This is a genomic window from Lactiplantibacillus plajomi (assembly GCF_005405405.1).
GTDB lineage: Bacteria > Bacillota > Bacilli > Lactobacillales > Lactobacillaceae > Lactiplantibacillus > Lactiplantibacillus plajomi.
Genome location: NZ_BJDZ01000007.1, coordinates 39726 through 65991 on the forward strand (window position 1 = coordinate 39726; position 26266 = coordinate 65991).

At 48.6% G+C, this 26266-nt stretch carries 25 protein-coding genes and 1 pseudogene; 19 read left to right on the forward strand and 7 right to left on the reverse strand.

All coding sequences use genetic code 11. The features are described from left to right. Positions 1-88: 88 nt before the first annotated feature. The 4 genes from FFM82_RS03985 to FFM82_RS04000 form a co-directional block, all read right to left on the reverse strand. Positions 89-847, reverse strand: a complete 759-nt coding sequence (locus tag FFM82_RS03985; protein WP_137644581.1) for an amino acid ABC transporter ATP-binding protein — start codon at positions 845-847, stop codon at positions 89-91. Between the two features lie 12 nt (positions 848-859). Further along, positions 860-1567 (reverse strand): amino acid ABC transporter permease, encoded by a 708-nt coding sequence (locus FFM82_RS03990; RefSeq protein ID WP_137644582.1) that lies wholly within the window; start codon positions 1565-1567, stop codon positions 860-862. A 61-nt stretch (positions 1568-1628) separates the two neighbouring features. Next, a complete protein-coding gene (locus tag FFM82_RS03995; protein ID WP_137644583.1) occupies positions 1629-2432 on the reverse strand; it encodes a transporter substrate-binding domain-containing protein in 804 nt (267 codons plus the stop codon). Positions 2433-2695: 263 nt separating this feature from the next. Continuing rightward, positions 2696-3922, reverse strand: coding sequence for an aminotransferase-like domain-containing protein (locus tag FFM82_RS04000; protein WP_137644584.1), 1227 nt, complete (start codon positions 3920-3922; stop codon positions 2696-2698). Positions 3923-4058: 136 nt separating this feature from the next. Here FFM82_RS04000 and FFM82_RS04005 point away from each other — a divergent pair, with 136 nt between their 5' ends. Continuing rightward, on the forward strand, positions 4059-4955 hold the full coding sequence (locus FFM82_RS04005; RefSeq protein ID WP_137644585.1) for a LysR family transcriptional regulator: 897 nt from the start codon (positions 4059-4061) through the stop codon (positions 4953-4955). Positions 4956-5175: 220 nt separating this feature from the next. Here FFM82_RS04005 and FFM82_RS04010 read toward each other — a convergent pair whose 3' ends face one another. Then, the gene (locus FFM82_RS04010; RefSeq protein ID WP_137644586.1) at positions 5176-6024 is read right to left on the reverse strand and encodes an alpha/beta hydrolase; all 849 of its coding nucleotides are present in this window, start codon (positions 6022-6024) and stop codon (positions 5176-5178) included. 643 nt (positions 6025-6667) lie between these two features. Here FFM82_RS04010 and FFM82_RS04015 point away from each other — a divergent pair. From FFM82_RS04015 to FFM82_RS04060, 10 genes are all read left to right on the forward strand, one after another. After that, positions 6668-7948, forward strand: coding sequence for a NupC/NupG family nucleoside CNT transporter (locus FFM82_RS04015; RefSeq protein WP_137644587.1), 1281 nt, complete (start codon positions 6668-6670; stop codon positions 7946-7948). A gap of 286 nt (positions 7949-8234) precedes the next feature. Then, positions 8235-8969 carry a 16S rRNA (guanine(527)-N(7))-methyltransferase RsmG gene (rsmG, locus tag FFM82_RS04020; protein WP_137644588.1) on the forward strand — a complete coding sequence of 245 codons (735 nt, stop codon included), beginning with the start codon at positions 8235-8237 and terminating at the stop codon, positions 8967-8969. A 17-nt stretch (positions 8970-8986) separates the two neighbouring features. Continuing rightward, on the forward strand, positions 8987-9835 hold the full coding sequence (noc, locus tag FFM82_RS04025) for a nucleoid occlusion protein (protein WP_137644589.1): 849 nt from the start codon (positions 8987-8989) through the stop codon (positions 9833-9835). 2 nt (positions 9836-9837) lie between these two features. Then, on the forward strand, positions 9838-10605 hold the full coding sequence (locus FFM82_RS04030; RefSeq protein WP_137644590.1) for a ParA family protein: 768 nt from the start codon (positions 9838-9840) through the stop codon (positions 10603-10605). After that, positions 10595-11482 (forward strand): ParB/RepB/Spo0J family partition protein, encoded by an 888-nt coding sequence (locus FFM82_RS04035; protein ID WP_137644591.1) that lies wholly within the window; start codon positions 10595-10597, stop codon positions 11480-11482. Before FFM82_RS04030 ends, FFM82_RS04035 begins: the two co-directional genes overlap by 11 nt. A gap of 24 nt (positions 11483-11506) precedes the next feature. Continuing rightward, a complete protein-coding gene (locus FFM82_RS04040) occupies positions 11507-11698 on the forward strand; it encodes a DUF951 domain-containing protein (RefSeq protein WP_125072820.1) in 192 nt (63 codons plus the stop codon). A gap of 29 nt (positions 11699-11727) precedes the next feature. Then, positions 11728-12828, forward strand: coding sequence for a redox-regulated ATPase YchF (gene ychF, locus FFM82_RS04045; RefSeq protein WP_137644592.1), 1101 nt, complete (start codon positions 11728-11730; stop codon positions 12826-12828). Positions 12829-12849: 21 nt separating this feature from the next. Beyond that, positions 12850-13575 (forward strand): DUF1129 domain-containing protein, encoded by a 726-nt coding sequence (locus tag FFM82_RS04050; protein ID WP_137644593.1) that lies wholly within the window; start codon positions 12850-12852, stop codon positions 13573-13575. 259 nt (positions 13576-13834) lie between these two features. Further along, complete coding sequence (gene guaB / locus FFM82_RS04055) at positions 13835-14986, forward strand: IMP dehydrogenase (protein WP_137644594.1); 1152 nt, start codon at positions 13835-13837, stop codon at positions 14984-14986. Positions 14987-15160: 174 nt separating this feature from the next. Further along, on the forward strand, positions 15161-15736 hold the full coding sequence (locus FFM82_RS04060) for a helix-turn-helix domain-containing protein (RefSeq protein WP_137644595.1): 576 nt from the start codon (positions 15161-15163) through the stop codon (positions 15734-15736). An 814-nt stretch (positions 15737-16550) separates the two neighbouring features. Here FFM82_RS04060 and FFM82_RS04065 read toward each other — a convergent pair. Then, positions 16551-17312: pseudogene (locus FFM82_RS04065) on the reverse strand (formate/nitrite transporter family protein). 281 nt (positions 17313-17593) lie between these two features. Here FFM82_RS04065 and croR point away from each other — a divergent pair. From croR to FFM82_RS04100, 7 genes are all read left to right on the forward strand, one after another. Continuing rightward, positions 17594-18283, forward strand: coding sequence for a response regulator transcription factor CroR (gene croR, locus FFM82_RS04070; protein ID WP_137644596.1), 690 nt, complete (start codon positions 17594-17596; stop codon positions 18281-18283). A gap of 15 nt (positions 18284-18298) precedes the next feature. After that, positions 18299-19453 (forward strand): sensor histidine kinase, encoded by a 1155-nt coding sequence (locus FFM82_RS04075; protein WP_137644597.1) that lies wholly within the window; start codon positions 18299-18301, stop codon positions 19451-19453. Between the two features lie 69 nt (positions 19454-19522). Next, positions 19523-20857 (forward strand): D-alanyl-D-alanine carboxypeptidase family protein, encoded by a 1335-nt coding sequence (locus tag FFM82_RS04080; protein ID WP_137644598.1) that lies wholly within the window; start codon positions 19523-19525, stop codon positions 20855-20857. Between the two features lie 135 nt (positions 20858-20992). Continuing rightward, entirely contained in the window at positions 20993-21493 is a 501-nt protein-coding gene (locus tag FFM82_RS04085) for a GNAT family N-acetyltransferase (protein ID WP_137644599.1), read from the forward strand. A gap of 147 nt (positions 21494-21640) precedes the next feature. Continuing rightward, positions 21641-22414 (forward strand): AzlC family ABC transporter permease, encoded by a 774-nt coding sequence (locus tag FFM82_RS04090; RefSeq protein ID WP_137644600.1) that lies wholly within the window; start codon positions 21641-21643, stop codon positions 22412-22414. Positions 22415-22433: 19 nt separating this feature from the next. After that, positions 22434-22784 carry an AzlD domain-containing protein gene (locus FFM82_RS04095; RefSeq protein WP_137644601.1) on the forward strand — a complete coding sequence of 117 codons (351 nt, stop codon included), beginning with the start codon at positions 22434-22436 and terminating at the stop codon, positions 22782-22784. A gap of 73 nt (positions 22785-22857) precedes the next feature. Continuing rightward, positions 22858-23577, forward strand: a complete 720-nt coding sequence (locus FFM82_RS04100; protein ID WP_137644602.1) for a sulfite exporter TauE/SafE family protein — start codon at positions 22858-22860, stop codon at positions 23575-23577. Positions 23578-23643: 66 nt separating this feature from the next. On the opposite strand, the gene FFM82_RS04105 is transcribed toward FFM82_RS04100, so the two are convergent. Next, entirely contained in the window at positions 23644-25179 is a 1536-nt protein-coding gene (locus FFM82_RS04105; protein WP_137644603.1) for an FAD-dependent oxidoreductase, read from the reverse strand. Between the two features lie 180 nt (positions 25180-25359). On the opposite strand from FFM82_RS04105, the gene FFM82_RS04110 reads away from it, so the two are divergent. Next, positions 25360-26253 (forward strand): LysR family transcriptional regulator, encoded by an 894-nt coding sequence (locus FFM82_RS04110; protein ID WP_137644604.1) that lies wholly within the window; start codon positions 25360-25362, stop codon positions 26251-26253. The last annotated feature ends 13 nt before the right edge of the window (positions 26254-26266 follow it).

Below are 26266 nucleotides of genomic sequence, written 5' to 3' on the forward strand. Positions count from 1 at the left end.
AATAGTATAAAAGAAGTGGGTGGGGGAGTCAAGCTAATTGAAGGCGTCAAAAAACCCCGTTTCCAGCGGGAAAACGGGGCTAACTTACTTATTTAGCTTTATCTGAAATGGTGGTGAAGGTCATCGCCGCTAAGAAGTCGGCGATGCGTTGAGTCGGTTGTTTGAAAAATTCACTCGGTGTACCGTCGAACAAGATTTTACCGTCTTCAACGAAAAGGATCTTGTCGGCCACGGCGCGGGCAAATTCCATGTTGTGGGTGACGATGATCATCGAATCGTCTTCCTTGGCAAGTGCCAGTAACACGCGCAAGACGCCGGCTTCGAGCTCGGGATCCAACGCGCTGGTTGGCTCGTCCAACAGGATGTATTCGGGATTCATCGCCAGCGAACGCGCGATGGCGACCCGTTGTTGCTGACCACCGGACAGTTGCCCAGGGTAGGCGTCGGCTTTATCGGCCAGACCGACTTTATCCAGCAAGTCGAGTGCGGTTTGCTTAGCGGCGTCCGGTTTTTGGTTAAGCACTTGGATCGGCCCTTCCATCACGTTTTTAACGACGCTGAGGTGTGGGAACAAGTTGTAATCCTGAAAGACCATTCCCGTTTTACGCCGAACGTTCAAAATCGTCTTACTACTGAGCGGCTTGGCAAAGTCGATGTTATCGTCATTGAAGTGATAAATTCCGCTTTCCGGTCGTTCTAGTAGGTTGAGTGACCGCAACAATGTTGACTTACCCGAACCGGAAGGACCGACAATGACGGTCGTTTCGTGGGCGTTAAAGGTCGTATTGATGTCGGTTAGGGCTTGGTGGTTACCAAACGTTTTGTTGAGATGTTCTAAGCTAATCATGTGGGCCCCCCCTTAGTTTAATGGCCGCAAGTAACGCGACGTCCGTTTTTCCAAGTAACCTTGGCCCCAACTAAGGACGGTACACATGACCGCGTAAAAGGCGGCGACTAACGTGTACATGACCAGTGGTTGGTAATTTTCAGCGGCAATTTGTTGGCTGACTTCAAACATTTCGATAATCGTAATTGAAGCGGCTAACGAGGTATCCTTGACGAGGCTAATGAAACTGTTGGACAACGGCGGTAAGGAAACACGGGCCGCCTGCGGTAAAATGATTCGTTTTAAGACTTGCGGCTTGGTCATCCCAATCGAGTAGGCGGCTTCCCACTGGCCTTGCGGGATCGATAAAATGGCTGCCCGGATGGTTTCGGCACAGTAGGCCCCGGTATTCAGGGAAAAGGTCGCGATTCCGGCCGTCCACGGATCAAGCTGGATACCGTTGGGCCACAGTCCCTGAATCTTTAAATACGGTAAGCCGAAGTAGACGATGAACAGTTGAACTAGCAGTGGCGTACTCCGGAAAAGCCAGACGTAGAAGTAGGCGATGGCCTTTAAAATCGAGAACCAGCCGCGCTTAGGTGATAATTTTACCAGCGCGGTGAGAATGGCTAAAATTAATCCAATAATAAATGAAATAATGGCGATTGGAATCGTGTACTTTAAACCGGCCGCGGCGATTTGTGGCGCGGAACTAACAATGATGTGCCAAATTGACTCCATGAAGGGCCTCCTAGGTTAAGATTATGGTGCTATGTAGCCGCCGGTCGCCCGACGGAAGTGGTTACTTATCAGTGACGTTACCACCGAAATACTTGTTGGAAAGTTTCTTTAAAGTACCGTCCTTACGTAGTTCTTGTACGGCCTTTGAAACTTGCTTTTGTAACTTAGTATGTTTTTTAGAAATCATTGGCGCGATTTCTTGGGCGTCGATTTGATCACTCGCATCGATCAGTTTAACGTTGGCTTTCGGCTTTTGCTTCAAGTAGGCGTAAAAGGCTTCCCGGGAGTTGATCGTTCCGACGGCGCGGCCCTGGGTCACCAGGTCGATCGATTGCTGGAAGCCATCGGTTGGCGTAATGGTGGCGCCTAAGCGCTTGGCGTCGGCGGCGTTGTTACTGGTGGTCGTTTGGGCCACCTTTTTACCCTTGATGTCGGTAATCTTCTTAATGCTGGAATCTTTTTTAACGGCTAACTGGGCCTTGGAATAGATGTATGGCGTGGAAAACAGGTACTTCTTCTTCCGTTGACTGTTGATCGCCATGTTATTTAAAATCACGTCGTACTTGTCAACGTTTAAGCCGGCAATTAGTGAATCGAACTTAGTCGGTACGAATTTCGCTTTTAAGTCCATCTTCTTAGCGATTGCTTTGCCTAATTCAACTTCAAAGCCCGTAAGTTTACCGTCCTTACGATAACTGTACGGTTGGAAAGTCCCCTCGAGCCCGATCGTAAGGGTCCCCGGTTTTTGCAAACTTAACTCGTTACTCCCATTACTGCTAGTCGATTTACTCCCGCACGCGGTCAGCGTCACGGCTAAAATTAAACCAAAGGCAGCGAGTCCAAGCTTTTTCACCCATGTTTTCATGAAAGAATTCCTCCTACACTTTTTTGCAACGTTACCTAGTTTATCCGAAATTCGAATTGTTAACAAAAAATAAGTACTATTGATTAGAAGTTACTGTGGCTAGCGTAAGTTTAGCGAACGGCTGGCGGGCTGTCAAACGCGGTGATTCCGCGATATTAGTCGATTTATACAAAGTTAACGCCTTTTTAACGGTGAGGTTCAGTTCTAATCACCAAAAAACCAGCCAAACGGAAGAAAATCCGTTTGGCTGGCCATTGAGTACGTCAGAATTGGAAAGAAAGTTTCGGCTGAGGTGCAACTGCTAGTTGCGTTTGTAAAATCCGGCCGAGCCGTTGGACACCCGAAGTAATATCGGCGGTGGATAAGCTGGTGTAATTCAACCGGAACCCGTTCTTGACTTGTCGGCTCGCAAACTGGCAAGACGCCGGCACGTACGCCACGTGGGCTTGTGGTAAGACCACGTCGCGTAAAAGGGCCTGCGCGTCTATGCCCGCCGGTAAGGTGACCCAGATGAAGAAGCCACCGGCCGGCCGCGTGTAGTTAACGGTACTTGGAAAGTAGCGGTCGAGCGCCCGTAACATGGCGTCGCGCTTGACGCGGTACTGCTGATTGATGGTCGCAATGTGGGCGTCGATGTCGTTAGTAGCCAGGTACTGGTCGATCGCGGCCAGGGTGACGTTAGGTGACTGCACGTCAATCGCGGACTTTAATCCGACGAGTGCGTCCATTACCGGCGTTGCGGCCACAATCCAGCCAGTCCGCAGTGCGGGTGATAAGATTTTGGAAAAGCTTGAAATGAAGATGACCCGGCCCTCGGTATCGTAGTGCTTGATGGCCGGAACGGCTTTCCCGCTATAACGTAAGTCGCGGTAAGGGCTGTCTTCCAAAATCATGACGTTGTACTGGTTGGCCAAGGCGACTAAAGTTTGCCGCCGCTTGGCACTCATCGTCGTCCCGGTTGGATTATGAAAATCAGGGACGGTATAGATCAGTTTGATTTCGGGGTGGGCCGCTAAGGTTGTCCGTAAGCGGTCGGTGTCCATTCCGTGCTTATCGACCGGGACTTCGTAGTAAGTCGGTTCGTAAGTATCGAAAGCGGCTAGGGCGCCCATGTAAGTTGGTCCTTCAACGACCATCGCGTCGCTGCGGTTCAAGAAGAGCTTGGCGACCAGGTCAATGGCTTGCTGGCCACCCTGCGTCAGCATGACGTTAGCTGCGGTCGCCTGAACACCGGCGTGCGTCGCCATCCGGTCCGCAATTTTTTGCCGCAAGCTGAGTAGGCCCTGGGTTGAAGCGTATTGAAAGATTGCGGGTCCGGCTTGGTCGATTGCTCGAGCGTAAGCCGCTTTCAGGGCTTGAGTTGGAAATAGCTGCTTGTCCGGAAAACCGCCAGCAAAGGAAATGTTTTCCGGATTACGACTGTTTTTAAAAATTTCATTTAAGTCGGAAGTATCGTTTCTTAAGACGCGTTCAGCAAAAAGATTCTTCATGTTTGCTTCCCCCACTGGTTTGTTTAAATTCTTTGGTTCATTGATTATGACTATGATAGAATGAGAACTGAAATTAGTAAAACTCAACTTTTTCAGTATTAAGTGATGATAATTCATCTAACGGGAGGGATTTAAGGTGGCTAATTTTTCTTACGAGGTCTTTGCGACGGTGGTTGCCAAGCACACGTTTTATCAGGCGGCGGCAACGCTGAACGTCACGCCCAGTGCGGTCAGTCATTCCATTAACCAGTTGGAAAAGGAACTGGGATTCCCGGTCTTTATCCGCAATCGTTCGGGGGTCGAATTGACCAGTGACGGCCGGCAAATTTTGCCGTACGTTCAGGAAATTTTGAATACGGAAAGTAACCTAAGACAGGTGGCTGATAACATCCAGGGGCTCCATTCGGGGTCGGTCCGAATCGGCGGTTTTAGTAGTGTTTGCATCAACTGGCTGCCACAAATTATCCGTCAATTTAATCATCAATATCCGGATATTAAAATATCGGTCGTTCAGGGTAACTTTAATGAAATAACCAATTGGGCCAAAATCGGGACGATCGATATCGGTTTTACCTCGATGCCGGTCAGTGAGAATTTGTTAGTCCACCCGCTGATTAACGACCCGATCTACTGCGTCACGCCGGCAGATTTTGTGCCGGAAAACGGCGACTTCATTACGACCGACGACGTAGCGGACAAAAACTTCATTTTGCAACAAAGTGACTACGACCGGGATACCAAGCTCGCGCTGGACCATTACCACGTCACGAATAACTACTTACACTTCTCAATCGATGACCAGTCAATTATTTCAATGGTAGAATCTGGTCTCGGAATGGGAATTTTACCGCAGTTGGCGCTCCGTAAACTGACGGGTGACGTTAACACCTACGCGTTCGCGGAACCGTATAACCGTGAGATTGCGCTGGTGGCAAATAAGACCCAGGCGACCGCGCCGTCGACCGCCGTCATGATTCGCGCCATCAAGCAATTTTTGACCACGGCGTACCCTGATAGGATGTTGTGGAATTGAGAGTGGGACAAAAGTCGGGTAGTTGGTGAGCATTAACGGCGTGAGGCGAATAATCCTGGGCTTGGATTATTGGACTTACGGGGTTAAGCGGAGCCAGCTGACTTTTGGCGCACGTTTCGGCTCAATTACCAACAACACGTACCAAAAAAATACGGAAGATTGCTCGAAAACTTGTTTGAGTAATCTTCCGTATTTTTTGGTTCAGCAGGCTTGATACGCCTTAATTAATAAAGCCGTGGATAAAGTTACCGAGTTTCCAGCTTTCAAGGATACCGGTGTGGTTAATTTTGTAGCCCTGGATAACGTGTTGTTGGTAAGTCGTGACGGTTGGTTTGAAAATACTTTGGGCGGCCAACGCACTTTGAAGTGGTACGACGCCGTCACCGTTAGTGCTACCGCGGTGCTTACCAGCGATGACCAGGACCCGCACCTTGGCGTTGATGGCCCGCCGGTTTTTGATCAGTTCACTGAGTTCGGCGTTGCGTTGATGACGGGTGACCGCAGTCTTTTTCTGGGAGTTGTTGGTCGTACTAGTACCATTAAAGGCGGTCGCGATGGCAACGAAGTTCCGTGGTGCCAAGCTAGTCGGGGCACTTTCGAGAAAGTGGGTCGCGAGTAGACCACCTTCACCGTAGCCAATCAGGTTATAGTGGGTGAAATGCAGCTGCTTTTTGGCCACGGTCAGCGTCTGCTTAATCAAGCGGACCTTTTCAGCGGTACTTGCCTGCGCCGGTAGCTGGAGTTTTAAGTATGGGCGAGTATCCGCATCGCGGAGTTGACCACTGAAACGAATCGTACCGGAACTGAGGGCCTCGATGATTAGCGTTGACTGGGTACCGATATTGCGCTGCATGGTGGCAATCAACTGACGCTGTTGATCCTGACTGAGGTGCGAATCGAGAATCAATAGCGAGGGCACCCGTTCCGTTGAGGACACCGTAATACTGCTACTCATGCTGTGGCGCGGTTTGAGTACCTGGTGTTGCCAGAGAATCGTGCCACCAATCACGGCGAGCAAAATGGCGAACCAGGCAATCCCGGTCAAAATTTGTTTTGTCGTGGATTTCATAATCTTTAGCCTATCTTTCTTCAAGCGTTCACTCTAAAAATAGCGTAGTCGCTCAGAACTTGCAACCGCTCTAGCAAAAATCAACTCCTACTAATAATGGTAAGGGTGGGCTAATGGCAATAAAAAAACGGCCGTCACTGACGACCGCCCAACCCCACAATCGGGTTGCAGTACACCGGCAACTGAGCCGGGTGCCCCTGCCAAGGAAGTCTATCATACCACGTTTGTGATTTTTCCGAACCAATTAGTTGACGTTGGTTCAAAATGGGGTTAAAGTACGGGCAAATAACGAAAGGGGGTGATGCTTTTTGAGTACCACATCGAATCTTAAAGCATCAGTCTCTGCCCTGTTCGGAGCACAAGACTGATACCTTTAAGGAGACCCGGCCAAATCATTGGTCGGGTCTTTTGTTATCTAAACAATTAGTTTTTATTTATGAAAATACCGTACTAAAATTATCACTATTTTCATAAATCGTGAACCCCCTTTGGATGGCGCCATTACAACAATTGGAACGGTCTAATCGGTGTACTTAATATTTTCTTAAAAAATGCCCCACAACCACCTTCAAACATGGTAAATTAGTAAAGGTAGTTTTTATCATTTTTGATTTATCACTTATAGGGAAGAGGGATTATTCACATGGTCTTTAACTTGGTGGTTAATATTATCGGGATCGTGGTTTTCATTGCGATCGCCTACTTATTCTCCAAGCAAAAGCACGCCATTAATTGGCGTTCAGTCGGTATCATGTTGGTATTAGAAGTATTATTAGCATGGTTCTTGACGGGTTCACAAGTCGGGGTCAACGCGGTCAAAGCCGCTGCCGACGGATTCACTTGGCTCGTTAACGTGTCGTATGATGGGATCTCATTTGCATTGGCTAGTTGGGTCAACGTTAAGCAAATGGACTTCGTCACAAGCTCGTTATTACCAATCTTATTGATTGTGCCATTGTTTGATATTCTGACTTATATCGGCGTTTTACCATGGATTATTAAATGGGTCGGCCGGGGCTTGGCTTACATTACGGGTCAACCAAAGTTCGAATCGTTCTTCGTTGTTGAAATGATGTTCTTGGGGAACACGGAAGCCTTAGCCGTTTCCCAATTGCAATTGAAACAAATGAAGGCGCAACGGAACTTAACGATCGCCATGATGTCGATGAGTTGTGTGACGGCGTCAATATTAGGGGCATATATTAAGATGATGCCCGGGCAATTTATTTTAACGGCGGTACCGATGAACGTGTTGAACGCGGCCATCATCGCAGCCATCTTAAATCCGGTCGACGTTAAGCCGGAAGAAGATACGATTGCCAAGATTTCTGGTAGTGCGGCCGTTGAAGAAACAACGGCAACGACTGAAAGTGGTTCAGAAGACTTAGCGAACGAACAAGTTAAGCAGGCTAAACCAGCCCGCGAACCATTCTTCTCCTTCTTAGGTGATTCAATTTTAGGCGCCGGACGCCTGATCTTAATTATCGCCGCGAACGTTATTGCCTTCGTGGCCTTAGCGAAGTTGATCGATAAGCTGTTAGGCTTAATCAACAGTAACTTGTCATTGGAAAATATTTTCGGGGTCATCATGTTCCCGTTTGCTTGGTTACTCGGATTCAACCCGAGCGACGCCTTCCAAATGGCTTCGTACATGGGAACTAAGCTGGTGACAAACGAATTCGTTGTCATGGGTGAAGTTTCAAGTAAGGTCAACGACTTTACACCGCATTTCCGCGCCGTCTTAACGGTCTTCTTAACGTCCTTTGCGAACTTCTCAACCATTGGGATGATCATCGGGGCGTTCAAGGGAATCGTTGACCGCGAAAAGAACGATTTAATTTCACGGAACGTTGGCTACATGTTAATTTCCGGGATCCTGGTTTCACTGTTATCCGCCGGAGTCGTTGGGTTGTTCGTTTGGTAATGCCAATTACGAATTAAAAGGATCTATTAAAAATACGGGAGTTGTCGCGAGAATCAGCGCGGGAACTGCCGTATTTTATTGCGTTGGAGGCGAAAAAAATTACGCTTAGTTGAATCGGAATAGGCGACCGTAATCCCAGTACGTTCAAGGGGTCGCGCTGGCTTGGCCAACAAGCGCACGCATTGATTTTAAGCCGTATTTAAGTTAAAGTTATGAGGTGACGTGAAACATTCGGTTTGTTTCACAAGTGTAAGGTAAACGCGACCTTAATTAAGGAGCTTTCAAGATGAATCCAGAAGAATTTAAACGGGCGTTGGCGGGGCACGGCATCGTGCTGACGACTGAACAGTTAGCCCAATTTGCAACCTACTTTAAGTTGCTGGTCGAGACGAACCGGCAGTTTAACTTAACGACGATTACCGCCGAACCGGAAGTGTATTTAAAGCACTTCTTCGATTCAATCACCCCGGCATTTTACGTTCCGGCCATTCGTGAAGCCCCGTTAACGGTTTGTGACGTGGGTGCGGGGGCCGGGTTTCCGTCGATCCCGTTGAAAATCGTTTTTCCCCAGTTAAAAGTGACAATCGTCGACTCGCTCAACAAGCGCATTAACTTTTTGCAACGGTTAGTCGATGAACTGGGGCTGACGGACGTGACGCTGTACCACGACCGCGCCGAAACCTTTGCCGGTAAACGGTCACCGCACCGTGAAAGCTATGACCTGGTGACGGCCCGCGCGGTTGCCCGCCTGTCAGTTTTGAGCGAACTGTGCTTACCGTTAGTTAAGGTCGGTGGGCAGATGGTGGCGCTAAAGGCCGCCAATGCCCGGGCCGAAACGGCTGAGGGGACGTACGCCGTCAAAGTGTTGGGCGGCAAAATCAGTGCGGACGAAGCCTTTGAACTGCCCGAAACTGGTGACCCGCGGCACATTATCGTCATCGCTAAGCAACAACCGACGCCAAAGCGGTATCCCCGCAAGCCGGGAACGCCGGCTAAACAGCCGTTAACGGCTAAAGCATAATTTGGGAGGGGTATGAAATGGCATTTAAGTTGTTTGGTTCGAACCGTGATAAGCACAAAACGACCGACGCGCCAACTCACAACCAACAAATCGTGCGCGTGCCGGTGACCGCCATTATTCCGAACCGTTTCCAACCCCGCCAAGTTTTTGATCCTGCGGGCATTACGGAACTAGCGGAGACGATTGCGGCCCACGGCTTGTTGCAGCCAATCGTATTACGGGAATACGAACCTAAAAAATACGAAATCATCGCCGGCGAACGCCGTTTTCGTGCCATTACGACGCTTCACTGGAAGGATATCCCGGCTATCATTCAAGAAATGGATGATAATGAGACCGCCTCGATGGCTCTGATTGAAAACTTGCAGCGGCAAGACTTAACGGCCATTGAAGAGGCGAGCGCCTACCACGAATTAATGCAACTTAACCAGTTGACTCAAGCGGCGCTGGCGCAAGAGTTAGGCAAGAGCCAGTCGTTTGTGGCTAATAAGTTACGGTTATTAAAATTGGCGAAGCCGGTTCAACAAGCGTTACTAAAACGAGAAATCAGCGAACGGCACGGCCGGGCACTCTTAAATTTACCGGTCGACCAACAGCCGGCCGTCCTCGAGACGGTGGTCGCAAAGCAGTTGACCGTTAAGGAGACCGAGCAGCTGATCACTAAAACTGCAAGACCGGCAAAGCCGAAAAAGCAACGTCGACGCGGCCTTAGTGGCGATACCCGGATCGCGGTCAACACCATTAAAAAATCAATTCAGATGGTCAACGATGCCGGCTTAACCGTGAAAACTCACGAGGAAGAAACAGAAACCGGTTACCGCATCACCATTGATATTCCAAAAAATCAACCAAGGGGTGGTAAGTAATCATGGGAACCGTAATTGCACTCGCTAACCAGAAAGGTGGCGTTGGCAAGACCACGACGAGCATCAACTTAGGTGCGAGCCTCGTGGAACTTGGCCAAAAAGTATTATTGATCGACACGGATGCTCAGGGGAACGCAACTAGCGGCCTGGGGATTCAAAAATCAACGATCGAACATGAAATTTACGACGTGCTGATCAACGACGTTCCCATTAAAGAGACGATCTTACCGACGAGTCATCCGGGGTTAGACATTGTACCGGCAACCATTCAGTTGTCCGGTGCGGAAATCGAACTTACGCCGATGATGGCCCGCGAGACCCGTCTACGAGACGCCATTGACGAGGTGAAGGCCGACTACGACTTCGTACTGATCGACTGCCCACCGTCGTTAGGACTACTGACGATCAACGCGTTTACGGCTTGTGACTCGATTCTGATTCCGGTTCAAAGTGAATACTACGCTTTGGAAGGCCTCAGTCAGTTACTGAACACCGTTAAGCTCGTTCAAAAGCACTTTAATAAGCAGCTGAAAATTGAAGGCGTGCTGTTGACGATGTACGACGCCCGTACCAATTTGGGCGCGCAGGTTAACGAAGAAGTTCGCAAGTATTTTCAGGATGCCGTTTATCATACGATTATCCCGCGCAACGTGCGGTTATCAGAAGCGCCGAGCCACGGGCTGTCAATTATTGATTACGATGCCCGCTCGAAGGGTGCGCAAGTATACTTAGCTTTAGCAAAGGAAGTGTTGGCTGCCCATGGCAAGTAAGGATAAGAATAAGGCGCTGGGACGCGGCATCGGGGCGCTGTTTGCCGACGTTGACGAACCGACCAGCGAAGAAACCGTTGTTGACTTGGAACTGACCGCCGTTCGTGCTAACCCGTACCAGCCACGGCGCAAGTTCGATCAGACCGCGCTAAAGGAACTGGCGAGTTCGATTGCGAAGTCCGGCGTCTTCCAACCAATCATCGTTCGCCAACCGGACCAGGCCGTCAAGACCTACGAGATCATTGCCGGCGAACGACGCTTCCGGGCGTCGAAGCTCGCTAACCAGACGACGATTCCGGCCATCGTACGCGACATGTCGGAAGAACAGATGATGGAAGTTGCCGTCTTGGAAAACTTGCAGCGTGAAGATTTAACGCCGCTGGAAGAAGCCGAAGCTTACGAATCGTTAATGAAGAAGCTGAAGTTGACCCAGGCCGAAGTATCTAAGCGGCTGGGCAAGAGTCGCCCATACATCGCCAACTACTTACGGTTATTAGGGTTACCGACCGAAGTTAAGCAACTGATTCAAAAGGGCCAGTTAGCGATGGGGCAGGCCCGGACGTTGTTGTCGTTAAAAGACAAGACCAAGGTCACGCCGCTCGCTAAACGCGCCGTTAAGGACCATTTGACGGTTCGGCAACTTGAGCAAATCGTTGCCCGCTATAACGGTGACGCGACCAAGCCCGCCAAACCGGTGAAGGTGAAAAAGTCGCCGTATATTCGGGCTAGTGAAGAACAGTTGCAAGAGAAATTCGGCACGGTGGTTTCAATTCAAGCCAAGGCCAATAAGAAGGACCAGGGTAAAATTGAAATTCCGTACTTATCAAACGATGATTTGACCCGGATTTTAGAATTGTTGGATATCAATTTAAATTAATTATTTTATGAAGGGGCGTTGCGCATGTATGATTTAGGTGATATTGTCGAAATGAAGAAAGCCCATCCATGCGGGGTCAACCGCTGGGAGATTACCCGGATGGGGGCCGACATTAAGATCAAATGTACCGGGTGCGGTCACGTGGTCATGATGCCGCGCCGCGAGTTCAATAAGAAGTTAAAGAAAGTTTTGGAAAAGAAAGCTGACCAAGCTTAATTATTTTAAAGGAAGAGTGAATAACCGATATGGCACTTACAGCAGGTATCGTTGGGTTACCAAACGTTGGTAAATCCACATTGTTTAACGCAATTACGAAGGCGGGCGCCGAAATGGCCAACTACCCATTCGCGACGATCGACCCGAACGTTGGGATGGTTGAGGTTCCGGACAGCCGCTTGGATCGGATTCAAGAAATTATTCCGGCTAAAAAAGTCGTACCAACGACCTTTGAATTTACCGATATCGCCGGGATCGTTAAGGGTGCCAGCAAGGGTGAAGGTTTAGGGAATAAGTTCTTGGAGAACATTCGCCAAGTTGACGCCATCGTCCACGTTGTGCGGGCCTTTGACGACGATAACATTACCCACGTCACTGGTAAGGTCGATCCGCAAGACGACATTGAAACCATTAACTTGGAACTCAGTCTCGCCGACCTGGAAGCCGTTGACAAGCGGTTGGCAAAGGTACAACGCGCTGCCAAGGGGAGCGATAAGGAAGCTAAGGCTGAACTGGCCGTCTTACAAAAGATCAAGCCAGCCCTCGAAGCCGGTAAGCCAGTACGCTCACTGGACTTTAGCGATGACGAACAACCAATCGTGAAGGGGTTATTTTTACTGACTTCGAAACCGGTACTCTACGTGGCGAACATTGCTGAAGACGACATGGCCGACCCAGAAAGTTCGAAATACTTCCCAGTGGTCGAAAACTATGCCAAGCAGGAAGGCGCCCAAGCGATTGGCGTCGCTGCGGAAGCCGAAGAAGAAATTGCCGAGTTAGATGACGCGGACAAAGCCGACTTCTTGGCTGCTGAAGGGGTTGACGAACCCGGATTGAATAAGCTGATTCGGGCTTCTTACAAGCTCTTAGGGCTCGAAACCTTCTTCACGGCTGGTGGCAAGGAAACCCGTGCCTGGACCTTTAGACGCGGGACTAAGGCCCCTCAAGCTGCCGGGATTATTCACTCCGATTTTGAACGCGGGTTCATTCGTGCGGAAGTGATGTCGTTCGATGCGTTGGACGAAGCTGGTTCGGAAGCTAAAGTTAAGGAAAACGGGAAGCTACGGTTGGAAGGTAAAGACTACGTCATGCAAGACGGTGACATCGTCGAATTCCGCTTCAACGTTTAAGGCTGAAAGGAGAATTAACTCGTGAGTGAAAGTGAAACCCCAAAACAACCGCGTAACGCTGCGGCTGGTGCTAAGCAAATCAAGGCGGCTGAACGGCCGATTCGCGAAGCGACCGAATTGACCAAGCGTAACGAGGAATACATGCGCCAAATGCGCAAGTCGTTGAACGCGACCGACTTAAGCGGTGAAAAAAAGAAGGCCGTCCTAGATGAAATGACGACCACTTTATTAGCTGAACAGGGTCGTGGTACGACCGCCCGCCAACTTTACGGGACGGTCCAAGAACGCACTGAAGAAATTCTGCACCCGAAAAAGACGCCGGTTGAGCAACAAAAGGCCAATTACTGGATTTCTTCGTTAGATAACGGACTAATGCTCTTCATGATCTTCTGCTTAATGTACGGGATCATGGGCTTAATCGGTGCCGATACTGACAAGAATTCACAGGGCGCGATGGGCTTGACTGCGATTATCTTAACGTCGGCCGTTGGTGGGCTTGGTGTGACCAAGTTATTCCAATACTTGGCACCAACCAAGGGGCAACCAAAAGTTTCCCTGTGGAAAAAGATTGGCTGGTCCGTATTGGCGGTCGTTGCCTGGATGTTCGTCTTTACCACCGTTTCCTTAGTTAAGGGACCTTGGAACCCGATCCTTTCCGGTGTCGCCTACCTGATCATCGCGGTCGTCGTCTTCTTCTTACGGATGTGGCTCAAGCGGCGTTACAACATTACGACCAGTATGTTTTAAGCTTGTGGCGACGCAAATAAATTAAATCATTATAAGTCCTTAGTAGTTACGGTTGCGCCGTGAGTGCTAGGGATTTTTTAGTTATACAAAAGTGGTGAGCGCTGTTTTTTTAACCTGGTCAGGTTAGCGGCGTAAATCCACGTAAACCAAGGGACTACGTTAATAAGAAAACGCTGAAATTTTAGCGTGACACTTGCATTTAACGGCAGTATTTGGTACCTTTACAGATAAAAATAAAACCATAAGGAGCTAACGTTCAATGTCTAATTGGGATACAAAGTTTGGAAAAAAAGGTTATACGTTCGATGATGTACTATTAATTCCGGCTGAAAGTCATGTTTTACCGAATGAAGTCAATCTAGGTGTAAAGCTTGCGGATAATTTGCAACTTAATATCCCAATTATTAGTGCGGGGATGGATACCGTTTCGGAAGCCGAAATGGGAATCGCGATGGCCAACCAAGGTGGCTTAGCCGTCATCCATAAGAACCTCAGCATTGAAGCTCAAGCAGGTGAAGTTAAGAAGGTCAAGGCCGTTGAAAAGGACGCCGACCATCCTCACGCTGCCGTTGATGCCAATAACCACTTACTAGCCGTTGCGGCCGTTGGTGTGACGAGCGATACTTTTGAACGGGCCGAGGCGTTGTTCGAAGCTGGTGCCGATGCGTTGGTCATCGACACGGCTCACGGTCATTCCGCTGGTGTGCTCCGTAAAGTTAAGGAAATTCGCGAACACTTCCCTAAGCAAACGTTGATTGCTGGGAACGTGGCGACTGCCGAAGGGACCCGCGCGTTATTTGACGCCGGCGTCGACGTCGTTAAAGTTGGAATCGGCCCTGGTTCAATCTGCACGACCCGCGTGGTTGCCGGCGTTGGGGTTCCCCAATTAACGGCGATCTACGATGCAGCCAGTGTTGCCCGTGAATACGGGAAGCCGATTATTGCCGATGGTGGGATCAAGTACTCTGGTGACATCGTTAAGGCCTTAGCTGCCGGTGGGAACGCCGTTATGTTAGGGAGCATGTTAGCTGGTACGTCCGAAGCACCTGGCGAAGTTGTGTTCGACGATGGCCGTCAATACAAGTTCTACCGTGGTATGGGTTCCGTTGGGGCCATGTCACAAGCTCATGGTTCATCTGACCGTTACTTCCAGGGCGGCGTTAACGAAGCCAACAAGTTAGTTCCAGAAGGAGTTGAAGGGCGCGTGCCATTCAAAGGCAGCGTCAACGACATTATCTTCCAAATGCTCGGTGGCTTACGTTCCGGGATGGGTTACGTTGGTGCCAAGGACATCGATGCGTTGATTGAGAACGCTCAATTCGTTGAAATTTCCGGTGCCGGGTTACGTGAATCGCATCCTCACGAAATTCAAATCGTTAAGAACGCGCCAAACTACTCCGTTAACGGATAATTTAAGTTAAATGTAAAACGTGTTTAGACCAAGCGCCTAAACGCGTTTTTTGTTGCGTGCCAAATGCGCGCGGATACTAAAGTCAGTACCGCAACGGTCCGTTGCGTCCCGGTTTAACGGCGATGCAACGAATCGTTGCGGGCTAAAGGCTGTTATTTTCAACGGGGGCGACGTATGGTGAAAGTACCAATTGGATCACAAATAAAACGACTGCGGGAGCAACGGCCTTGGTCACAACAAGAACTTGCTGATCAACTAAACGTTACCCGTCAAACGATTTCCAAGTGGGAACGGGGGAAAAGCTACCCCGACCTGGAAAGTTTGGTCACGTTAACCGGACTATTCGGCGTTTCAGCCGATGAACTATTAGGGCTGGCCCAGCCGGTCAAGTCACGGTCACGGTTAACGTGGTGGTTACACCGAGGGGGATCTTCAAAAGTGTCAACGTTCAATAATACCAAATCTACCAAGTGGTACAGTACCGGCCACGACCGCGTCATAGTCGCTACCGGCCTCATGCTCGACGTCGTTAAAGACTTAGACCCAGTCAAAGACGCCCCGTTTCGCGCCTTAATCAAACGTTACTACGACGAACTCATTCGTAATGAGTCCGGCCGCCCGGACTACGTTTTCATGCGTTTCGGTATCGAAGCCTCAAAATGTCTCCGCGAAAACGGCATCGTCCTATCCAAAGAGAATTCCAAACGGGTCAACGACATCATTAAACTTGCCACAGTCCGTTACATCTAAAACTAAAACTTCAAAAACGGCACCCGGTCTCTGGGGTGCCGTTTTTTGGTATTTTACTGACCAGAAGAAAAGCGTCCTTTAATTTGTTCATCTTAGCTCGATTCCAAGCTAGCGTTTCCTTGCCAGTCCTCCGGTCAGCGGAAATCAGTCCGGAACGCGGTGGTCACGGGGTTAAGCCCGAAGTGCGGATCTTAACCGCCGGGCGTTCACTAACTCGCCAAAGGACGGCGACCAAGTGAAACTTCACCGCTGGGACTGTTCCCGCTTTCCCTCCAGGCTTGAACTAGTCGTTGGCGGGCGTTAACGCGTTAATTTATATGAATGGATTGAATCAGTCTGGTGATTGATTACTGAATGGTGGTCACTACTTCGAAAATCAAGAATTTTAAGATCTATTCATCCATAATTACTAATTCAAGTTATCTATTAGTGGAATCCAAATTGATATGATTTTAGGATGCTAAGGATTAGTGAACGGCATCGTCAACCACGCTACTAGTTTATTAAATCTAACAAGTTATTAGTTAACGAGACGTAACCGAGGTCCCGGAGCCCTTCGAAACATGGCTGTGAAATTGTTGTTGGTCGCCGTTGTTTGGCGACTTACAACAAGGCCGACTTGGAAGACAATTTGGGGTGTGAATTGGCTTCCATGCGTGCCCACAGCCTTGCTTTCGTGTAGGCGGAGCGGACCGGTGTGTTGACCGTATTTCTAGAAGTTTTTGAATTTTTTAAAATATAAGTGGTTGTTAATTAGCGTCAATTGAAAAAACGAACTTACCACGGTCGTGGCAAGTTCGCTAAAATAATGGCATTAACGTTTTTTGTAGCTGAGGTAGTAGAGCCCACCGACTAGGCCGGCACCGCCGAGGACGTTGCCGAGGTAGACGGGGATGATGTTCATGAAGAACTGGCCCCAGGTGGCGCCACCTTCGAAGATGGCGGCGGGAATCAAGAAGCAGTTGGCGACACTATGTTGGAAACCGATGGCAACGAAGGCCATGATGGGGAACCAGATGCCGAGAATCTTGCCGGCGCCGTCTTTGGCGGAGGCGGCTAACCAAACGGCGATGCCGACGAGCCAGTTACAGCCGATGCCGGAAACAAGGCTGGGCCAAAATGACATGGCGATTTTACCCTGGGCCATGGTGATGAGGGTGGTGCGAAAGGCGCCGGTGTGGGTTAAGCCGGTAAAGTGGCCGAGGAAGAACGCGACTCAGACAGCGCCAACGAAGTTCATCAGGCTGATTTCTAATAAGTTGAGTAGGAATGAGCGTAGTTTAATTTTGCGGTCGTAGGTGGCTAAGCTGACGACCATCATGTTACCGGTGACGAGTTCGCCACCCATGAGTAAGATGACAATCAGACCGAGCGGGAAGACCCCCGCGCCGAGAATCGTCGCGAAGCCGCCGAAACTAGCGGGGAGCGCGCCGGCAACCCGGACGTCGGCTAAGAAACCGAGTGCGATCAAGGCACCACCGAAAAAACCGAGAATTAATTTTGAAAGTAGCGGTAATTGGACTTTAGCAACCCCTTTAGCAATGCTATTGGGTAAAACTTCTTGTGGACTATACATCCGATCACTTCCTCATTGATTAATACCCTTATTATACTAAGGATTAGTCAATTTAGTAGGTTTATTTGAGAAATATTTCACAATAATTTTTGTTATATTTAGTATGCTTGACCAGGCCCGGCGTTGGGTGCCGAATTATTTTGGAAAGTGCGGTATGATAGAGACAGACGAATCGGTTTGAAACGGGACTTTTAAGCTTTCCCTAAAAAGGTTAACGAATGACCAAGAATGCTGAACTTTTTGATAAAATAAAACCAGAATTAACTAAGGAGAATAATTTTATGAAGATTTTAGTAGTCGATGACGACAAAGAAATTGCGCAACTATTAGAAATTTACATTAAAAATGAAGGTTACGAACCAATCAGTGCCTACAATGGTCGCGAAGCCATTACGAAATTAAATACTAACCCGGACATTGCCCTAATGATTTTGGATATTATGATGCCCGAAATGGACGGGATTGAAGTGATCAAGGAAGTGCGGAAAGACTCCCAATTGCCAATTTTGGTACTGTCTGCCAAAACTGGCGATATGGATAAGATTCAGGGGTTGATCACTGGTGCTGACGACTACGTCACTAAGCCGTTTAACCCGCTGGAAATCATGGCGCGGGTCAAGTCGCTGCTGCGGCGGTCGGAGAATAACGTGACCAGCAACGAACCGGACGTTTTAGATATCGGCCCGTTGACCATTAATAAGGATTCACACGAAGTTAAGACGTTAACTGGTAAGGATATTCAGTTGACGGCGTTGGAGTTCGGGATCCTTTACCTGTTGGCAAGTCACCCGAACCGGGTCTTTTCCGCGGATGATATTTTTGAGCGGGTTTGGCAACAGGAAAGTATCGTATCGGCGAAGACGGTCATGGTGCACGTGAGCCACTTGCGCGATAAAATTGAAGAAGCAACTGACGGCGAAAAGGTGATTCAAACCGTTTGGGGCGTCGGTTATAAAATCGAAGCACGTTAATAGTGGGGTCAGATTTTGAAATTAACAGGACGCGAAAAAAGTGAATTGTTCTTTGAAGGGGTAGTAACGGTAATTTTGCTACTCCTTTTAAACTTGTCGATCGTGGTACTGATTAACAGCGCGATTGCGAATAACCCCGGTCTACAAAGCGGGATTTTTCAAATTAAACGCTCCATCAAACTGGGACCAACCAACTTGCAACTCTGGAGTTATGAGAACCTGTTTATTGCGTTAATGCTGGTGGCAGATGGTTTCGTGGTATATTGGCGCTTGATTCGGCGCTACAAGCAGATGCAGTTACGCCACATTATTAGTGAACTGCACTACATTGCGGCCGGCCACTTTGATCACCGTATTGCCTTCAACCTGACCGGTGATACGCAGCGGGTCGTTGAAAGTGTCAACGCACTGGTTGATTCGGCCATCCACTCGATGGACGAGGAACGTGAGATCGAACGCTCGAAGGACGCGTTGATTACGAACGTTAGTCATGATATTCGAACGCCGTTGACCTCGATTATCGGCTACCTTGGTTTGATTGAAAATAAGCAGTACCAATCCGAAGACGACCTGGTGAAGTACGCCCATATCGCGTATTTGAAGGCGACCCAGATGAAGTCGTTGGTGGAAGACCTGTTCGAGTACACCAAGGTCCGGCAGACGGAAACCTCGCTCAATATTAGCAAGTTGAACTTAACGGCCATGCTGGAACAATTGGCGGCCAGCTTTGAATTGGAAGCTAATAAAAAGCACCTGACGATTGAAGTTGAGAGTGGACCGGAACCGATTTACTTGGAAGCCGACGCTGAAAAACTAGGGCGGGTGTTCAATAATCTGATCACTAACGCGTTTAAGTATGGCGACGGGGCGCACCGGTTGGTTTTGCAAGCCGAACAACGTGACCAGGAAGTCGTTATTCACGTCACCAACGACGGAAAACGGATTCCGGCGGCGTCATTAGGCCGATTATTCGAACGGTTTTACCGCGTTGAGGAGTCCCGTTCTAAGGCGACCGGCGGCTCCGGGTTGGGGTTGGCAATCGCGCAAAGTATCGTCGAACACCACGGCGGTTACATTTTTGCGCAGAGTGACGATGAGCAGACGAGTTTCGTTATTCACTTACCAATCAAACATGACCATCCGTTAACAAAAAATGACCAGAATGTGTAAAATTAGCTTGTCTACACAATGCAATTTATTTAAACTTAATTTAGCACTCAGGAAAGGGATAATTGAGAAATGAGAATTGCGGGAAAGATCAAAAAAACGCTGATCGCCTTAGTGGCGGCAGTAACGTTTAGCACCACTGGACTGGGCATTGCCGGGGCCGACCTTCAGGCTAAGGCGGCCAGTGAACCGTCGATTTCGGCAAAGGCTGCGATTGCGGTTGATGCCGACACCGGCCAGATTTTGTACGACAAGAATAGTACCAAACCGATGGCGATTGCGTCGATGACGAAGATGTTAAGTACCTACTTGGTCTTACAAGCAATTCATCAGGGTAAGCTCAAGTGGGATCAGAAAATCAGTGTCAGCAAATCCGTTGCGAAGATGAGCCAGAATAAGGACTACGCGAACGTGCCGTTGTTATCAACGAAGACTTATTCGGTTCGGCAACTTTATAACGCAACTGAGATTTATTCCGCTAACGCGGCGATTACCGCGTTAGGGGATGCGGTTGCCGGTAGCCCGCATAAGTTCGTGACGCTGATGCGGAAAACCGCTAAGTCGTGGGGCATTACCGACGCCACTATCATCAACGCCAGTGGGTTGACCAACAAGGAAGTTGGGAACGACATTGGGTACAGTGACGTTGCCACTAGCGAAGAAAACATGATGTCGGCGCAAGACGTGGCCACGGTCGCGCAAAAACTATTATCCGATTATCCCGAAGTCCTCAAGACGTCCAGCATTGCTCACGCCTGGTTCGCTAAGGGCACTAGCTCAGCTACTAAGATGGATAACCGTAACTACATGTTAAAAGGGTTGGTTAAACATTATAGTGCCTTGCCGGTTGATGGCTTGAAGACTGGAACGTCCGAAAAGGCTGGGAACGCCTTTACCGGGACGGTTAAGTTCAAGAATGGGAACCGGATCATTACTGTCGTGATGCACGCGGGCGCTGCCAGCACCAACGGCGTCGAACGCTTTAGCCAAACGGCGCAGATCATGTCCTACGTTTACCACAACTACACGACGACGAACATTGCTAAGAAGGCCACTGTTAAAGGTGTTAAGGCCGCTGATGTGAAGGACGGGAAGGCGTTGACCGCCAAACTGGTTTCGAATAACGCCACGACCAAGGTTTACTTGCCGACCGGAACGGATGCGAGCGCGGTTACCGGGAAAGTTAGCCTGGATAAGAAGGCGACGACCGATGGTAAGTTGCAAGCACCAATCAAGAGCGGTAAAACCGTTGGTACAGCCACTTTGAACTTGAATAAGAAGGCCATTAAAGTGGTTAACGGGACGACCAGCAGCACGTTGAAAGTGAACGTGACCCCTAAACAATCGATTGAAAAAGCCAATATTTTTGTGCGTTTATGGCGCAACATTCAAAGTTGGTTTAACTAGAAACGAGAAAATAAAGCTCATCGGATGCGATTCCGGTGGGCTTTTTTGATTGGGTCAATGGCGGTGAAAGTTTCTGTCATCCGTTTCAAAAAAACACGGTATAATGAAGGGGATTGTAAGCATGGAGGGGTTCAGATGGACGTGACGTTACGACCGGCAACGATGTCGGATTTACCAATTATTGTGGATATTTATAACCAAACGATTCCAAGCCACCAAGTGACCGCGGATTTGAAACCAGTGACGGTCAACGAGCGGCGGGCGTGGTTTCTAGCGCATACGCCGGAGCACTACCCAATGTGGGTGGTCGAAACCACGGAACGGCTAGTGGTCGGTTGGCTGAGCTTTTCACCATTCTATGGGCGGGCCGCCTACGCGAAGACGACGGAAATTTCGTTGTACTTAGACCGCAGTGTTCAGGGAAAGGGAATTGGGAGTCAGGTTTTAGCGTTGGTACCAACCCGCTTAGCCACCGTGGGGTTAACGGCGGTGGTGGCCTATATTTTCTCTAGTAATATTCCAAGTATCAAATTATTTAAAAAGTTCGGTTATCAACAGTGGGGTTTCTTGCCGGGGGTCGCGGAACTGGCTGGTCGCAGTAATGATTTGGTCATTATGGGTCAGCGTTTTGATTAAAATATGCTAATGAAAGGGTTTTCAAACGGCCGGATTACGAACAATCTATCTTTAGGAGGTAGGATTGCTATAAAAAACATGTTAAAATTATAATCGAATGTCTATGAAATTAGACATCAATGCATGTTGCTTGGATTCTTTGCTGGTATGGTACTGGAGGCATTCTTGGTGAAAAAGAACGAGCCAAATTGGTTAATGGTATTACGAACGGTAATGCCACTCGGACTCAGCTATATCCCAATTGGATTAGCTTGTGGGGTCCTACTACACGCGGCCGGGTTCAACCATCTACTGACGGGATTAATTTCAGTGATGGTCTTTTCCGGCGGCGCTCAATTTTTGATTGCATCGATGTTAACAATCAACGCACCGATGACGACGATTATTTTGATGATGTTTTTCTTGGAATTACGGTACGCATTACTAGGTTCGAGCTTGTCCCGTTATTTGAAAGGGCAGCCGTTGCCGTTTATCTTAGGGTTCGCATTCTCAATGAATGACGAAAACTACGCCGTGAACTATTTGAAGTTCGCGACTGATAAACATTGGAAACCGAAACAGGCGTTACTTGTTGAACATTACTCGTTACTGTTTTGGACGGTCAGCAACATTATCGGTAGTTTGATCGGTAGTGCGCTGACGATTGATTTGAAAGTCGTGGACTTTGCGCTAACGGCCCTCTTTATTTATATGGCCATTATGCAAACTAAGAGTCGCTTAATCATTCTGGTTGCGACGTTATCCGGAGTTTTAACGATTTTCTTCTTAGTTTTGATGAAGAGCACGCTGGGGCTAGTGGTTGCCACTTTAATCGCCTCGCTGTGCGGGTACTTCATCGAACGTCATTTAGTAGAACATAAGCCAGAAAGTCATTTGCTTTACAAGATTCACGATCCAACGCGACCGTTGGATGATAAGTAGGGTGTAGAGGAGTTTTCTTATGCAATCTGTCAGTTCGATGAGTAGTATTGAACACTTTTGGTTAGTCATCTTCTGTGCGATCGTGGCGTTCATCCCACGGTTCTTCCCGCTCCTGTTCTTTACGAAGCGGGCTATTCCGGAGTGGTTTAACGAGTGGATGCGGTTCGTGCCGGTCTCACTGTTCACCGCGTTGGTGGTCAAAAGTGTCTTCATCGATAGCAAGTATCACATTATGACGTCTGGCAACCTCGGGATGATCATTTCGGCCATCCTAGTTGGTTTCGTCGCTTACCGAACCCGATCAATGACCCTTTCGGTGGTTATCGGCCTGGTTTCAGTGATGATATTCGTCTTGCTGTTTCACATATAAACGTAACTGTAAGGGACTGGAACAATTACCGGTTCTTTTTTTGTATCTTGGTCCGTAAAAGGGAGGCGCGAAAATGGCGTGGGTATTGGTCTTATTACCGGCTGCTTTGGCCGGCTTGGTACAGGGATTAACGGGATTTGGTGCGGCGATTATTATGATGATTTTCTTACCACAACTGATGCCGATTGCCCAGGGCGCGGGGGTTGCCGGCGTGGCGATGCTGGCAGTTGTTGGCCCGATGGCGTGGCGGTATCGACGCGCGGTCAGGTGGCGCCGTATCCTAGTGCCGTTCGTGATTTATGCCAGTGTGGCCATTTGGGCGGTCCACTTGGGCAAAACGCTGGATGTGCAACTGTTGCGACGACTGCTCGGGGGATTGTTGTGTGTGTTGGCGGTTTACTTTACGTTCAATAAACGCGCGAGTCACCAGCACTATCCGTGGCCGGTTGCCGGCGCGTTTATGATGATTTCCGGCTTTTTCAACGGGTTGTTTGGTATCGGTGGGCCGTTGATGGCGCTGTATTCTCTATCCTTATCCGATGACGATCCGGCGGCCTACTTGGGCAACTTGCAGGCGTTCTTTTTCATCGACGTGATTGGAATTACCCTAGTACGAATTGGAAACGGTATCTTAACGCCGACCCAGCTACCGGCAATCGGCTTGGGCCTACTCGGTGCCTTTAGTGGGGCGTGGCTGGCGGCCCGTATCTTGCCGAAATTACCCATGGCGGTCGTCCGCCAGGGAATTTACCTGTTTATTGGGTTAAGTGGGATTTATTATTTATTCTTTTAGGACAAATAAAAATGGCGATTTACCGCGGTGAGGTGGTAAATTGCCATTTTTGAGTTGAATTGTTTTTTAGTTAGCTGCGGCTTGTTGACCAGCTAAGCGGCCGAACGTTTGCGCGTGACTAGCAGCTAAACCGGGAACCCGGTCCGGATAACTGCCGAAGAAGAAGCCACCACTATCGTTACCCGCGGCGTACAAGTGACCGATGGGATCGTATTGATCATTCAGCACCTCCATCTGCTTATTGACGCGTAGGCCGTCAAACGTGCAGAGAATCCGGCCACCGAGAATGCAGCCGTAGTAAGGCTTTTTATCGATTGGCGTTAGGCGGAACGGCTCCTTACCGAAGTCCTTATCGAAGTTATTAACGACTTGTTGATTATTATGAGCAACTGATTGCTTAACGTTTTCAACGGGTAAGTGTAACTTTTCTGCTAATTCTTCAATTGTATCGGCTTTCACGACCAACCCTTTTTTGACGTACTGTTCAGTATCTTCACGTAATTTTTGTGCGCTGGCCATGTAACCAGGGAACCCAACCCGGGCGCAACCAAGCATGTGGAATTGCTTGGCGTATTCATCAAAATTATCGTCCCAAATCATGCTGTATAAGTAACCTGGTTGTTTGCTAGCAGCGTTAACAATGAACTGGTAAGGGACGGATTCGTTGGCGAAGCGTTCACCGCGCATGTTCAACTTGAGCAATGGATGACTCCCGAGCCATAACCAGTCTTGATAGGTCGCGGTTTGCACGTACATGTCATCAGTCTTAGTCCCGATTGGTACTAAGCCACGGTCAAAAATACATTCAGCAGGCTCTTCGTCTTTAAGCGCACCAACGTTTAATGCGGAAGTAATCCCAGCACCGTTGTTGCGGGGGCTGTCATTAAAGACGTTCTTCTTAAGCGCCAATGGATTCCATTGCTTTAACAAATCCTTGTTAGCGGAGTAACCACCAGTACAAAGAATGACCCCCTTGGTGGCGTTGACCTGCACGTATTCATCCTTAGCCAAGTCTTTTACGATTGCACCCGTGACTTGATTATTAGAGGTTAGTAGCTTAACTAACGCAGTGTTAAATTGTAAGTTGACGCCCATCGAGTCAACTTTTTCTTGGAACCATTTACCGTAAGAAGTAAACGTCTTATCGTCAATCGTTGGATCGTTTTCAGTTGGGAAGCCTTGGTAAGCTGAACTAGTGACCATGGCGTCGGGTTCAGAACGAAGGTGGGCACCGTTGGGCTTTAAGATGTTGTCTTCGACCCAGTTCACGGCTTCGGCACTATGGTTGGCCCAATGGTAGATCAGACCTTCATCGACGTTGTGCTGTGCGAATGCGGCTAAGTATTCGACTAAATCGTACTTATTAATGGTTAAACCGGCACGCTTTTGGGCGTTGGTGCCGACACCGCCAAGGCCGACCCGCATCAGATTAATGCTGGCTTCTTTTTCGATTACCATTACATCGGCGTGCTTTTCAGCGGCGGCCGCGGCGGCCATCATCCCGGCGTTCCCGGCACCAACGACCAGTACTTCGGTATTAACGGTCCGTTTAACATCATCTTCGGTAACTTGGTAATGATCAACATTTGCTAATTTTGACATTGTAAGCCCTCCAAATTGTGAAATGATAAATTAATAATAACTATTTTAAAAACTGAACAAACAGTATCAGCGATATTGATATCGCTTACATCGTTAAAATTATCACGATTGTCTGGTGGCGTGAAACGCAAAAATGTTATTATTAATAAGGAAAACTGATTACTGGGGAGGTGCGCTGCGGTGAACGTGGATCATTTAAAAGTATTTGTGAACTTGGCGGAGACGTTGAACTTCTCGTTAACGGCGAAAACGCTGAATTTGTCACAGTCGGCCGTCTCTCAAGCGATTAAATCAATCGAAAATGAACTTGGGTTTACGTTGTTTAAACGGACTAAGCGCAAGGTAACGTTAACGAATAGTGGCCGGTTATTCTACCAAAGAACGGTCACGATTCTGAGTAACTTGGAAAAGGCCGTGGTCGATAGTCGTGAGGTATATCAGCGAGAACGCAGTACTTTAACGGTTGGAACGACGGGGACGAGTTTTGAATCGCATGCTTTGCCACGGCTCATTAAGCAGTATCGAGCGGCTTATCCGGACGTTAAATTATACTTGGAGTACTTTGATCATAATCAGTTAAAACAGCATCTGCAAAACCAAGAATGTGACGTTATTTTTACGACTCATGATGACTTATACGATACGCCGGCAGTGCAATTTACTAAACTGTTGGACGGTTACTTTTGTGCACTAGTCCCGACCGAAAATCCGTTATGTCGGTTAAAACGGGCGCCGATCAATACGTTTGACGGTCAAAATTTAATCTTACTTAACGAGGGCTGGTGTCCACCGGAACAGCTAAAATTTCAGCGCTATTTACAGGCGACGATTAGTGACGCTACGATAACCTTTGTGGATAACGTGGCGGTGGCCAATACAATGGTTGAAGCCGGGCTAGGCATTTGCTTTATGCCAAACTTTATTAGTTGTACTAATCAGCAATCGTTTGAAATTGTCCCGGTGGATTATCCGGTTGAATTGGCTTATGGTGTTGGAACGATGGATAAGTTGATCAATCAGGCGGCAGCAAGTTTTGTTGCCTGGTTAAAGAAGCAGCATTTAACGGACAAATAAAAACTGGGGTGGC